The sequence below is a fragment of the Peribacillus sp. FSL P2-0133 genome, from assembly GCF_037975445.1.
Classification (GTDB): domain Bacteria; phylum Bacillota; class Bacilli; order Bacillales; family DSM-1321; genus Peribacillus; species Peribacillus simplex_E.
On the sequence record NZ_CP150254.1, the window covers coordinates 4,441,321 to 4,453,545 of the forward strand.

16 protein-coding genes and 1 riboswitch are annotated in these 12,225 nt (G+C 40.1%); of the genes, 7 read left to right on the forward strand and 9 right to left on the reverse strand.

Going from position 1 to position 12,225, the window contains the following annotated elements; genetic code table 11:
* Window positions 1-163 precede the first annotated feature (163 nt).
* From MKY17_RS21350 to MKY17_RS21370, 5 genes are all read right to left on the reverse strand, one after another.
* Window positions 164-340 carry a hypothetical protein gene (locus MKY17_RS21350; RefSeq protein WP_339200596.1) on the reverse strand — a complete coding sequence of 59 codons (177 nt, stop codon included), beginning with the start codon at window positions 338-340 and terminating at the stop codon, window positions 164-166.
* 5 nt (window positions 341-345) lie between these two features.
* Complete coding sequence (locus MKY17_RS21355; RefSeq protein WP_339200598.1) at window positions 346-594, reverse strand: hypothetical protein; 249 nt, start codon at window positions 592-594, stop codon at window positions 346-348.
* Between the two features lie 71 nt (window positions 595-665).
* Window positions 666-1,151 carry an SRPBCC family protein gene (locus MKY17_RS21360; protein WP_144549110.1) on the reverse strand — a complete coding sequence of 162 codons (486 nt, stop codon included), beginning with the start codon at window positions 1,149-1,151 and terminating at the stop codon, window positions 666-668.
* A 14-nt stretch (window positions 1,152-1,165) separates the two neighbouring features.
* Entirely contained in the window at window positions 1,166-1,675 is a 510-nt protein-coding gene (locus MKY17_RS21365) for a GNAT family N-acetyltransferase (protein ID WP_339200600.1), read from the reverse strand.
* 33 nt (window positions 1,676-1,708) lie between these two features.
* Window positions 1,709-2,233 (reverse strand): YfiT family bacillithiol transferase, encoded by a 525-nt coding sequence (locus MKY17_RS21370; protein WP_339200602.1) that lies wholly within the window; start codon window positions 2,231-2,233, stop codon window positions 1,709-1,711.
* Between the two features lie 186 nt (window positions 2,234-2,419).
* Here MKY17_RS21370 and MKY17_RS21375 point away from each other — a divergent pair, with 186 nt between their 5' ends.
* From MKY17_RS21375 to MKY17_RS21390, 4 genes are all read left to right on the forward strand, one after another.
* Window positions 2,420-3,574, forward strand: coding sequence for an endospore germination permease (locus MKY17_RS21375; protein WP_339202434.1), 1,155 nt, complete (start codon window positions 2,420-2,422; stop codon window positions 3,572-3,574).
* Window positions 3,549-5,033: a spore germination protein gene (locus MKY17_RS21380; protein ID WP_339200604.1), complete on the forward strand. Its 1,485-nt coding sequence runs from the start codon at window positions 3,549-3,551 to the stop codon at window positions 5,031-5,033. The genes MKY17_RS21375 and MKY17_RS21380 overlap by 26 nt, the downstream gene beginning before the upstream one ends.
* A gap of 4 nt (window positions 5,034-5,037) precedes the next feature.
* Entirely contained in the window at window positions 5,038-6,183 is a 1,146-nt protein-coding gene (locus MKY17_RS21385) for a Ger(x)C family spore germination protein (RefSeq protein WP_339200605.1), read from the forward strand.
* A 361-nt stretch (window positions 6,184-6,544) separates the two neighbouring features.
* Window positions 6,545-6,982, forward strand: a complete 438-nt coding sequence (locus tag MKY17_RS21390) for a GNAT family N-acetyltransferase (protein ID WP_339200607.1) — start codon at window positions 6,545-6,547, stop codon at window positions 6,980-6,982.
* A gap of 62 nt (window positions 6,983-7,044) precedes the next feature.
* On the opposite strand, the gene MKY17_RS21395 is transcribed toward MKY17_RS21390, so the two are convergent.
* Window positions 7,045-7,329, reverse strand: coding sequence for an AbrB/MazE/SpoVT family DNA-binding domain-containing protein (locus MKY17_RS21395; RefSeq protein WP_339200609.1), 285 nt, complete (start codon window positions 7,327-7,329; stop codon window positions 7,045-7,047).
* 501 nt (window positions 7,330-7,830) lie between these two features.
* On the opposite strand from MKY17_RS21395, the gene MKY17_RS21400 reads away from it, so the two are divergent.
* From MKY17_RS21400 to MKY17_RS21410, 3 genes are all read left to right on the forward strand, one after another.
* Window positions 7,831-8,802 (forward strand): multidrug resistance efflux transporter family protein, encoded by a 972-nt coding sequence (locus MKY17_RS21400; protein WP_098373620.1) that lies wholly within the window; start codon window positions 7,831-7,833, stop codon window positions 8,800-8,802.
* A gap of 206 nt (window positions 8,803-9,008) precedes the next feature.
* Window positions 9,009-9,108: riboswitch (guanidine-I (ykkC/yxkD leader) on the forward strand.
* A 71-nt stretch (window positions 9,109-9,179) separates the two neighbouring features.
* Window positions 9,180-9,521, forward strand: a complete 342-nt coding sequence (locus tag MKY17_RS21405) for a multidrug efflux SMR transporter (protein ID WP_063232562.1) — start codon at window positions 9,180-9,182, stop codon at window positions 9,519-9,521.
* Complete coding sequence (locus MKY17_RS21410) at window positions 9,521-9,835, forward strand: multidrug efflux SMR transporter (RefSeq protein WP_098373619.1); 315 nt, start codon at window positions 9,521-9,523, stop codon at window positions 9,833-9,835. The genes MKY17_RS21405 and MKY17_RS21410 overlap by 1 nt, the downstream gene beginning before the upstream one ends.
* A gap of 161 nt (window positions 9,836-9,996) precedes the next feature.
* Here MKY17_RS21410 and MKY17_RS21415 read toward each other — a convergent pair whose 3' ends face one another.
* From MKY17_RS21415 to MKY17_RS21425, 3 genes are all read right to left on the reverse strand, one after another.
* Window positions 9,997-10,788 carry a DUF817 domain-containing protein gene (locus MKY17_RS21415; RefSeq protein WP_144526805.1) on the reverse strand — a complete coding sequence of 264 codons (792 nt, stop codon included), beginning with the start codon at window positions 10,786-10,788 and terminating at the stop codon, window positions 9,997-9,999.
* Window positions 10,789-10,867: 79 nt separating this feature from the next.
* Window positions 10,868-11,089 (reverse strand): helix-turn-helix transcriptional regulator, encoded by a 222-nt coding sequence (locus tag MKY17_RS21420; RefSeq protein WP_063232556.1) that lies wholly within the window; start codon window positions 11,087-11,089, stop codon window positions 10,868-10,870.
* Between the two features lie 10 nt (window positions 11,090-11,099).
* Window positions 11,100-11,582, reverse strand: coding sequence for a DUF2975 domain-containing protein (locus tag MKY17_RS21425; protein WP_339200612.1), 483 nt, complete (start codon window positions 11,580-11,582; stop codon window positions 11,100-11,102).
* Window positions 11,583-12,225 lie beyond the last annotated feature (643 nt).

Here is a 12,225-nt window from a genome sequence, read left to right on the forward strand (position 1 = left end):
TGCCTAGTCCCTCTAAATTGTACTTTTGTACTTCTAGTGATTTTATCCACTAAAGAGAGATGCCCCGTTCAAGGAATCATGGTTAAGTCCCTACACAATCTAACAAAAAAAGGGAAAACCACTTTGTGGCCTCCCCTTTGCAACGCTTATGTTTTCAGTTCCTCTAATTCTTTATCTGGAATTCCCCCAGCGTATCCTCCAAATCATTTATTAACTGTGTAAGCTGCTGTGTATATTCAGCAAGTTCATTGGATGAAGCGGCTTGTTCCTCCATCGATGATGCAATTTCTTCTGATGAAGCTGTCGTTTGCAGTGATACGGCGGTGATTTCTTCTATCACTTTAATTACCGTTTCTTTTTGTTGATTGATGCTTTCAATGGATCTTGTTTCTTCCTGAATTGAATTGGATATCCTCCTGCGGAATCCTCCAGCTCTTTCATGGCTTCACTTACCGTGATCAGGGCATTTTTCTGATCCTTGCTGATTTGATTCGTTTCATTGGTCGTTTTCAGCAATTCCTCTGTATCCGACAGAATGCTTTGGATGATGGCTTGAATGTTTTTTGTAGCCTCTGGAACCAACTGGTATATCAACAAAAAAACTTCCTTCATAGCAGAAGCATCACTTCGGTTTTAGGCCGTCTTCTGTATCCAACGCATTCCATTCATCCATCAAGTCGTTCGACGGCGGCCGTATATTCCTTATGCCATTTTTCCCATTCATCCATCGGGAAGTCCTGATGATGACCAGCAAGTAAATCACTCAACATTTCGAGGCAAACATGCCAGCCTGCCAAATCCTTTGAAGTATGATCATTAATCGGCGTGATGGATTCTTTCAATACTAATGAGCATCCATCCTTTTCAGGGGATACCTCGAAACGAACCCAGCCGTCACCCCAATCAAAATCCAATACGGCGGATTCCCGGAAATCCCTTATTTTCATATCAAAAGATTCCCCTGACCCATCATTGAAATTGAATTTGATGGTCCCGTCTTTTCGAAGGTCCTTCATTTCCAGGTTGGACATCCACTTTTCCACCTTATCATTCTCCGTTAAAGCACTCCATACCTTTTCCACCGAATGATTGAACAGGCGATCGAATCTTGCAATAATCCCGTTACCCTGTTTTTCGATTACAGCTTGCATATACATTCCCCCATTCAATTCGTTTTTTTATAATAAAAAATGGTTGGATGGAATTCACCATTTGCAGATTTCGCATAATCAGGAATCCTGCCTGCCTGAATATATCCCAATGAAGTATACAGGGAGTTAGAAGGATCTCCTTCCCTTGTATCCAGGACCAATAATGTCCGTCCCTCTTGCTTGGCCCTCTTCTCAGCCTCTAGCATGAGTGAACGTCCTATTCCATTTCGCCTATAACCAGTATGCGTCATTAATTTTGCTATTTCCGCACGATGGCCGCCGTTTTGCTTTGAACATGAATGTAACTGTACGCTCCCGACAATCTCACCCTTTAATTTAGCGACAAACAGAATCACATCAGGATTTAGGGCACCACTCCAGTAATCAATGGCCTTAGACCGTTTCATGGGAGGTAAAAAACCAATGGACGCGCCATCTTTCACCACCTGCATCAAAAGATCCGAAAGTTCATTAATGTGGTCGCGGACTGATGTTAATTGTTCGATTTTCAACTCAGCATTCACTTAATCACAACCTTTCAGGTGATACAATCATATTCACCATCCCTGGCGCTTTGATAAAGAAGTAATATGAGCCAGATGATGGCGTCCGTGCCATGCATAAATGCCTATATTTTCACCGACCGTCACCTCTCCTGAATCAGGATGGATGAATGTTCGGCCCATGTCGTCTGCATGAAGACCCGATAAAAGTTTGCACATCCGGATATGTACACTTTCAATTAGTGATAGAGAAACTTCAATCGCCAAATCATAATCAGGCAGCTCTGCCCATTTCGCCTCTTCGTACGGTTTAATGACTGGACTTTCTTCCGTAAGGGCCAATTTAAAACGAATAAACGCATTCATATGACTATCAGCAACATGATGCACCACTTGACGCACCGTCCATCCTCCAGGCCGATAAGCCGTATCAAGCTGTTCATCATTCATGTTACCTACCGCTTCCCGCAGCATCCGAGGCAAAGCTTCAATCTCGTTGAGCCACCCCTCGGCTATACCACTTGTAATTTCCCCTTCAAACTGAAACTTTCCAACCGGGTATCTTAAATCCATCTTCATTCCCCCTGATGTTCAATAAAAATAGCATCCAGTATATATTCTATATTCTTTATTAATTGAGACAAATCCTTTTTACCGGCAATTCTTTGTTTTGCAAGCCTGCACATGCTTTCATTAATCCTCAGGAATATTAATCCAATCATTATCACGTATACTATTTCCACATTTAGCAACCATAACAAAAGAATGGAATTTACATCAATCCAATCTTTTAACAATGGAAATGGGGATAGGATCATCTTGAAGAAAATCAGTTCGATACAAACCCTTAGCATCTTCTTTTTATCAATCGGCCTTCTTAATCACGTTATTTTGATCCCTTTCCTTCTATCCACCGGCGGAAGGGATTCTTGGTTTTTTTCTATCCTTATTATTGGATTGATACCGATTTGGGTCTACATATTATCGAGGATAATCAAGAATATGAATAATCAATCCCTGACGGATTGGCTTGAATATAGCTTTGGAAAAACTATTAAAAATATCGTTTTATTCTTTATCGTGATTTATCTGATCAGCCTTGTTTTGGCCACCACCAAGGAAACGATTGATTGGATCACTACAAGCTTCCTTTTTGAAACCCCAAGTTTAGCGATTATTATTCCGTTTACACTACTATGCATCTTCCTTGCCCATTCAGGTATGCGTTCCATCGCCATTTGCTCTTCTGTATTATTACCCATTGTCGTCATTCTTGGCATTTTTGTTGCGATCGGAAATATGCCGACAAAAGACTATAGCCACCTCCTTCCCCTTTTCGAGAATGGCTATTTTCATGGCGTTAAAGCCCTGAAGTATTCTGGTTATGGTCTTGCCGAACTGATTTTAATCGCTTTTTTCCAGGAAAAGCTTACTGATAAAATCAGTCGAAAAGTATTGGTTTTCATATGCCTCGGTTTAGTGTTTTTACTTCTAGGTCCATTAACAGCAGCACTTGCTGAATTCGGACCGACCTTAGCCGAAGCCATGAGGTACCCTGCCTATGAACAGTGGCGTCTGCTGACTATTGGAAAATATATCGAACATACAGATTTCTTTTCCATTTACCAATGGCTTGCTGGTGCCTATATCCGTGTTTCACTGGCATTATTCTTAATAACGGAAATCTTTAATAGGAAAACGGAAAAAATGAAGGTAGGAATTCTTTTCGCTGTCGGCTTTCTCATGGTCGTCATCTCCATCGTACCATTCAGTAATTTCAAGTTTTTGCATGTGACCCAAACTTTTTATTATCCTGGTGCTTTTTATTTCCTATTACTTTTGTCCGCCTTTTTGTTTATCGGCACGTTCATTAGTTCGAAGGAGGGTAAACGACATGAGAATGAAACGATCCAAAAATGAACCAACCCTGCCTGAATTAAGGGAGGAGACATTTCGGGAGTTATTCAGTTCAAGCTCGGATATCATGTTTGACACGATTTATATCGGAGAAACCGAAAGACCCATTCCTGTCATTATCTTTTATTGCTCGGGTATGGCCGATATCAGTTTACTAAACGAGGGGATTTTGGAAAAGTTAAACAAAATGATGGAATTGGATGAGAGAATCGATGAAGAGGAGGCAATCAACAAGCTAAAACCATTGGTAGATTTGACTAAAGTGACGATTGATAGCGACTTCAATAGCGTCCAGCAGCTGATTTTCTCCGGGAATGCCTTATTATTCATTCCATCAACCCAAAAGTTATTTTCAATAAATTTGTCCAATGTTCCGAACAGACAGCCTGAGGAGTCTTCCTTCGAGGTCTCTGTAAGAGGACCAAGAGATGGATTTGTCGAGGATTTATCCATGAATACCGCTTTAATCAGAAAGCGGCTAAAAACAAAATCGCTTGCCTATGAAGACTTTATTGTCGGCAGGCGCAGTCAAACGAAAGTCGCACTGATGTACATGGATGACATCATTGATAAAGAACTGGTCAAAAATGTGAGGTCCAAAATTAACTCCATTGATATTGATATATTGGTGAGCAGCCAGCAATTGGAGGAATTGATCTCAAATAGTAAATATAGTATATTTCCACTCACTCATTATACGAGTCGCCCCGATTTTGTTGTGGAAGCACTCAATCAAGGAAGATTCATTCTAATCGTGGACGGAATGCCAACCATAATCGTGGCTCCTTCTACATTATTATTGCAAATAAAAACAGCAGAAGACTCGAATCTTCCTTATCTATTTGTAAGTCTTGAGCGACTTCTTCGCTTTATGGGGCTTGTCATTACCGTTTTATTGCCGGGGTTTTGGATATCCATTTCCGCTTTCAACATTGAACAGGTGCCGTTCCCGTTATTGGCCACCATCACCCTTTCAAGGCTTGGACTTCCCTTATCCGCCACGATGGAATTCATTCTCATGCTCATTTTATTTGAATTATTTCGAGAATCCGGAGTCAGGTTACCTAAAGCGGTTGGACAGACAGTTGCTGTTGTAGGCGGCCTCATTGTCGGTGATGCCGCGATAAGGGCCGGACTGACCTCACAAACCATGCTTGTGGTTACTGCCGTAACCTCTGTCGCATCTTATACTCTTGTAAACCAGTCTTTAACAGGGGCCGTAACGATTCTGCGCATGTTTGTGCTGTTACTAAGCTGTATTTATGGAATCTATGGCACGATAATCGGTTTCCTTTCTATTGTCACTTTACTATCCAGGCTTGATTCATTCGGGATTTCATATATTGGCGGAATGAACCCGCCAAGATTCACTAAACTACTGGATTCATTCGTAATGAGACCATGGAATTCCATGAGCAAACGATCCTTGGCTGCTAATGATAAGACCAGAAAGGGGCAGTAAGACCATGTTCCGCATCTGCAATATTTTATTAACCATCCCTTTATTCCTTTTACTTTCAGGCTGCTGGGATGAAAAAACGATCCAGGACTTTCATTATATAACGGCCATCGGGATAGATTTCAAAGATGGGGAGTACATTGTATATACGCAACTTGTGGACTTCTCTGCGGTAGCTAAAACGGAGGCAAAACCCACTCAAGCCCCGCCCGTATATGTAGGGAAACAAAAAGCGCGTTCCATCTCGATCGCCATTAATAAACTAATGCGCAATACTCAACAGTCTCTCTATATAGGGCATGTTTCCACATTTGTCATCAGTGAAAATGTGCTGAAGCAGCAAAGTACAGAAATAGTGGATTATATATACAGAAACCAATTACTTAGGTACTCAGCCAATATTTTTGCGACAAAAAGTTCCATGGATGAGCTTTTCTCCATTAATGGTTATTTTAATTTATCGCCTTTATACACGACATTATATTTACCAGAGGATGTCTACCGGAATCGATCATTCATCCAACCCATTACGGTCCAAAGGTATTATTCTAACCAGCGGGAAAAAGCTTCCACAACCATCCTGCCCTCCATTTCCTGGAACGATAAAGTATGGAAGGAAAAAGATAAAAAAAGAAAAAGTCTCTTTATGGATGGTGCATTTGTCATTTATTATAAAGTGTCCCAGCCCTGGTTCTCTGAACAAGATTTGAGCGGTTTACGCTGGCTCAATAAAAGGACCAACAAAACTCCCGTAAACATTAACATGAATAAACAAGACATCTATGCATCTTTCTCCCATCCGCATTATCAAGTAAAGCCTGTTCTCATGGATGGAAAGTACAAATTCAATATTGACGTTGATGTATCAGGTAAGATACTGGGGCTTGATACACAAATGGATATCGATAAAATAAAACGAAAATTCGAAAATGAAATTAAAAATGAAATCCAAACAACCTTCAACTGTGGGATTCAAAAGAATGCAGACCCTTTAAGCTTAGGAAAAATCCTTTATATCAAAGAGACAAAATACTGGCAAAAGAATCATTTAAATGAGCCGAAGGATTACTTAGATAAGGATTCACTACATGATATAAACGTAAAGGTCCACATCCTTAACACAGGCGGTTTAGAAGCTAAACCACTCGAGTAATGAAGTATTTGGTTTGTAATTTTAGGGCCCAATTTAATGATGCTCCTTTCACGAGTAAATCGGCAAACTCACGAGTATTTGCTCTAAACTCACGAGTAAATTGCACAAACTCACGAGTATTTGCTCTAAACTCACGAGTAAATCGCCAAAACTCACGAGTATTTGTTCCAATTTCACTAGTAAACGCTTATAATCCATGAGTTTGCTGCCCAACTTGGGTTTAATTGCCCTGTTCATGTAGGATGGCGCCTTTTTGAGCTCCATCCTGATTTTTGGCGCTGGAAAATGTGGTCCTAAATTTGTCGGATAGCATAAATAAATGGTAAATTAGGGGTATTATAACTATTAGGGGGAGCCATTTATGAGTATACAGAAGGCTACATTACATGAGCTGGAATCACTGACGGAACTTTTTGATTTATACAGAGTGTTTTATGAGCAAGCATCCGATCCTGGTCGAGCAAGGGAGTTTTTAAGGGAAAGGCTGACAAATGGGGAGTCTGTGGTTTTTATGGCCTATGGCGAAGGAAATCCTATTGGTTTTGTACAATTATATCCTTCTTTTTCATCTGTGAGTATGATGCGGTCATGGGTATTGAATGATTTATTCGTGAAGGAGTCCGCCCGTAAAAAGGGATTTGGCGAGGAGTTATTGAACGCGGCCATCACGTTTGCACGCGAAACAGGTGCCAAAGGGGTTTCACTGGAGACAGGCAAGGATAATGTAAATGCACAGAAACTTTATGAAAAAATTGGTTTCGTCCGTGAATCAAACCATTTTTATTTTTTCTCCATTTAATATAAAAAAGAGTGTAGGGAAAACCTTCCCTACACTTGGATGCTATGTATCTAGTATATTAATTATTTAGCAGTTTCCATGCTGGCTTGAATTTCTTTAATTAGAAGTTCGGCACCTTCAGGGCTAAGTATTAATTTACCGTCAGCAAGTTTCATATTGTCATCGGAAACTTCACCTGTAACCTGGCAAGTCATGTTTGCTTTATATTTTTGAAGGATGATGCGCTCTTGTTCTACATAAATCTCCAGAGCGTCTTTCTCATTAATTCCTAATGTTCGGCGCAGTTCAATTGGAATGACTACCCGCCCTAATTCGTCAACTTTACGTACAATACCTGTAGATTTCATTTAATTTACCCCACTAACTTTCTTGCGAATGTTGCATTTAATATTTCGTCACCATTCGACATTATTTGCACTTTTATAAAGATACCACTCCCTACCATATTCGTCAATTCTCGTATCTTCGTATATTATCTGCCTCTATATGATTTTTATAAAAAATATAAGTAATCCCTTCATAATCCGTGTCATAACAGCGTTTCTCGCTTTTTTTGTTGGTACATTTTGTTAAATGAAATGGTAAAATGGAAACGTCTTCATTTAACTCCAAAAGCCATTCTTTTCATTCCATGTCGAATCACGGAGAATGAATTTCACTAGCTTAAAAGAATCCTGTTGATTTTCTATTGCTTTTGAAGGACAATTTAAATTGATCGCTTATAATATTCCGAAAATTCATTCCGCTTTTGACACAGTGGATATTTCTGAAAAATTTTTCAGAAAGCCGAAACGATCGCCATGCTTCCAGAGTCTTATTGACTCATAAAACAGATTGAGGTGAGTCAATTGCGTCCGATTATATTAGGTATTTGTTCCGCTTTCTTTTTTGCATTTACGTTTGTTTTAAATCAGGCCATGGAGTTGTCTGGCGGAAGTTGGATATGGAGTGCTTCGCTGCGTTATATCTTTATGGTGCCTTTTCTGTTGTGTATCGTATTGAGCAGAAAAAATCTGCGCCCCCTTTTACGAGTGATGAGAGAAAAGCCGGGTCCTTGGCTGCTTTGGAGTTTTGTCGGTTTTGGGTTATTTTATGCTCCTTTATGCTTTGCATCCGCCTACTCACCTGGCTGGCTAATTGCCGGCACTTGGCAAATCACGATCATTTCGGGTGCATTACTTGCGCCGCTGTTTTTTGAGAATGTCCAAACGAAAGATGGGCTCGAAAGGCAAAGAGGAAAGGTTTCCGTGAAAGGCCTCCTTATGTCCATGATCATCCTGCTTGGAATCATCCTGATGCAGCTGGAACACACCAAGCACATTTCAATGGCCAATCTTTGGCTGGGAGTGATTCCAATCGTCATCGCCTCGTTTGCATACCCTTTGGGAAATCGCAAAATGATGGAAGTATCCGAAGGACGTTTGGATGCATATCAGCGGGTATTGGGAATGACTTTGGCGAGTCTGCCATTCTGGTTTCTGCTTTCATTGTACGGTTTCTTTACAGTGGGGGCGCCGACGAAGATGCAAAGTTTCCAATCCCTTTTGGTAGCACTATTTTCTGGAGTCATCGCCACGGTCCTTTTTTTCAAGGCGACCGATTTGGTAAGCGGAAATATGCAGAAATTAGCTTCCGTTGAAGCTACACAATCGATGGAGGTCCTTTTTGCACTGGCTGGCGAATTACTGTTCCTATCTTTACCGATTCCTTCTCCGTTATCGTGGTTCGGCATCTTTATCGTCATCATAGGAATGATCCTGCATAGCTATGTATCACATAAAAAAGAAGGTTCATCCCGGAAACGGATAGTGAGTGCCTAAATAGCAAGTCAAAAAAAGCCCCGAAATCTTATCGGGGCTTTTTCGACCTGAAAACAGGGCCTGACTATGTTCTTTTTTTCCATTGACCGGTCATGAAAAATTGATGATTTTTTAGTGCGGCAAAAAGCTCACCACCCATTTTTTTCATTAAACTTTTACCTTGAGTAAGTTCAAAAAGTATGTATAATGAAAGGTAATTGCATATGTCAAAGGTTTTCTAGGGTTCCGCAGTGCGTCTATTGCTGGTCTGGTCCGAGAGAAAACTCACAGCATGCTGTGCCACGGAAGGATAAAAGCCTGGGAGAAACTGTTTAACGGTTATCTCTTGGGCTTTTTTTGTTTTTTTGGTAAAGAATAAAATTGGAGGTGCGGTATTCATGAGCACAAACTGGATTAAAGTATTCATTGCAGCTTTTTTTGAAGTATTTTGGGTGATTGGCTTAAAACATGCAGATGACTTTTGGACTTGGTCTGGAACGGTCATTTCGATCATCATCAGTTTTTATTTGATGATAATGGCTGGCAGGAAGCTTCCTGTCGGAACGGTATATGCCGTTTTTGTCGGTATGGGGACGGCCGGGACCGTTTTTTCCGAAATCATTTTCTTTGGGGAATCCTTCAAGCTGAGCAAGACGCTATTGATTCTCCTCTTATTATCAGGAGTGATCGGCTTGAAACTAGTGACTGATGATAAAGCTGAGAAAGGGGATGAATCTTAATGGCTTGGGTCTCTTTAATCTTAGCGGGGCTATTTGAAATGTTTGGGGTTGCGATGATAAATAAATTGCACAAAGACCGTAATTGGCAATCCTTGCTGCTGTTATTCATAGGATTCGGAGCAAGTTTCCTATTTCTTGCTTATGCCATGCAAACCTTGCCGATGGGGACGGCTTATGCTATCTGGACAGGGATCGGCGCATCAGGCGGAGCGATAATCGGGATGCTCCTATACGGGGAATCCAAAGATTGGCGAAGGGTCATTTTTATAGCCATGGTCCTTGGCGCAGCAGTGGGATTAAAACTTGTTTCATAGGAATGAGTGATGGTCATTTTTTGTGGAAATTCAGAAAAAAAAAGGAATAGGACACCACAATTCTTTATAAAAGATTTAGAAAATCAAAGACGGCGCATATATGTTCATTATGTGCCGTCTTTTCACCTAATTTGTTTTTCACGAGAAGGCCGAATTTCTTTTTATAAAAATTGACTCGCATCCATCTTAGTGGAATCTTTCCCCTTAACCTGTTTTAGCGTCGCTACTATAAGAAAGCTAACAATCACTAATAAGAGCCATGAACTTACCTTTCCTAGATGAACGAGACTCCATGCATCGGTTTGGTTTGGATATTCCCAAGCTCCAAAGAATGTTGCAATATTTTCGGCTATCCATATAAAAAATCCGATGAGAACGAATGAAAGTGCGATTGGCATACGATAACGGGTTCCGCCAACCTCGTATGTGACCCATGATCGCCAAAAGACGATGATGACAAGTCCAGATAACCACCAACGAACATCGATCCAATAATGGTGGGTGAAAAAATTCAAATAAATCGCAGCGGCAAGAGCTACCACGGCCAAAAACGGTGGCCACTTGACCAGTTCAACCTTTAATCTCCTCCACGCCTGGCAAAGATAACTCGCTACACTTGCGTACATGAATCCGCTATACAGAGGCACTCCAAAAATTTTGAAATATCCTTCCTCTGGATAAGTCCAGGAGCCCATATGTACCTTGAAAAGTTCAAGAGCAAGTCCAATAAGGTGGAACAATGTGATAACCTTTAGTTCATCCTTTGTTTCAAGCCCGGAACGCACCATCCACCACTGCATCAGAAGGCAGATGATGAGCAGCCAGTCATACCGCGGCAGGAAGGGAAGCGGTATGAATTTTGTAATAGCCAAAGAGGCAAAAATAACGGCAGGAAACAAGCATGATAAAGCCTGCTCCCAACCAAAACGAACGAGTTGTTTCAGTGCTCTCATGATTGGTGCCTCCATTTTTTTAATGGTTAAATTCATGAGTAACTCCCCTTTGATGAAATCTTTCTTTTCTTCCACTTTTTTAATCTTGGGTGTCTTCATCATTTCGGTATTCCAAAATATCTCCGGGTTGACATTCTAAAGCTTTACAAATCGCCTCTAAAGTTGTTAATCGAATCGCTTTTGCCTTACCATTTTTCAATATGGAAAGATTGGCCATCGTTATTCCAACCCTCTCCGAAAGTTCTGTAACACTCATTTTCCTTTTAGCCAGCATCACATCAATATTGATTATAATCGCCAAGTTATTCACCTCAGACTATTAAGTCATTTTCTGATTTTATATCGATGGCTTCTTGTAAAAGCCTTTGAAGAACAGCAGCAAAGACTGCAATCACCATTGAAGCAAAAATAACGACCATTCCGATCAATATGATACCAGGGGCGTCATCCATATCCGCTATGAGATAAAAGAGCGGCATGCCTAACACATACAAGCCACTGATTGTGATTGCACAATTTTTTATAGTCTTTAACGCTCTTACAGATAATTCCGAGAAAGCTTTGTTCTTGTCAATAAAGCTTAAAAGTTTAAAGGCTTGATATAGAGCAAAGTAAAAAGGTATCGCCGATGCATACAAATCGATAAAAACAAGATATTTCAAATAAGTCATATCCGGATATAATTCTGCTGCAAAGTTCGCTATCTCAGGCACAAAAAAGATGCACAAGGCAAGAACCGGAATTCCAATAAAAATAACAGCTATCTTTAAAAAGAGTGTTGTTCCTAGTTTCATAAAAAGCACCTCACTTATTTTTAGTCAATTTAATTTAACATATGATTTATCGTTTTACAATAAAACATTGTTGTTTTTTATTATATTATTATTGTTACCTAAATATCCTTTTCTTTTAAAAAAGCTTTGTTAAAGATTAATGTTGAGTGTTGAACAAATAAAAGAGACCACCAAATAAGTGGTCTTCTTTAGTGCATCATATGGAACTAACGCACCCGTTCGTAAAGGTGTACCTTTACAAACTTTTTTTGATTGTTACTTCTTCTAAGATCTCTTATGTAAACTAATTGATAGGTTCTTCAACGAACTGGCCAGTTTAGTTGAAGAACCTATTCTAAAAATAATGTAGCAGACACAGAGGTGCCTGCTAACTGAAATAAATATAGATGACGTGAAACGTCATGTGCAAGAGGTATTAGATAACTATCCAAGAACAGGATTAAGCTGTGAAATAGGTGTTCATCCAGAGCTACCGAGATAATTATATCTGGTAGTTTTTTTGAAAGATTATAGATCAGTCATTAAGCTCAACCAGAGCTTGTAATTTGAGTTATAGGGTTAAATCACCAAAAACATCTTCTTCTACGATCAAATCGATCGAATCTGTCACAACGATCAAATCGATCGAATCTGTCACAACGAT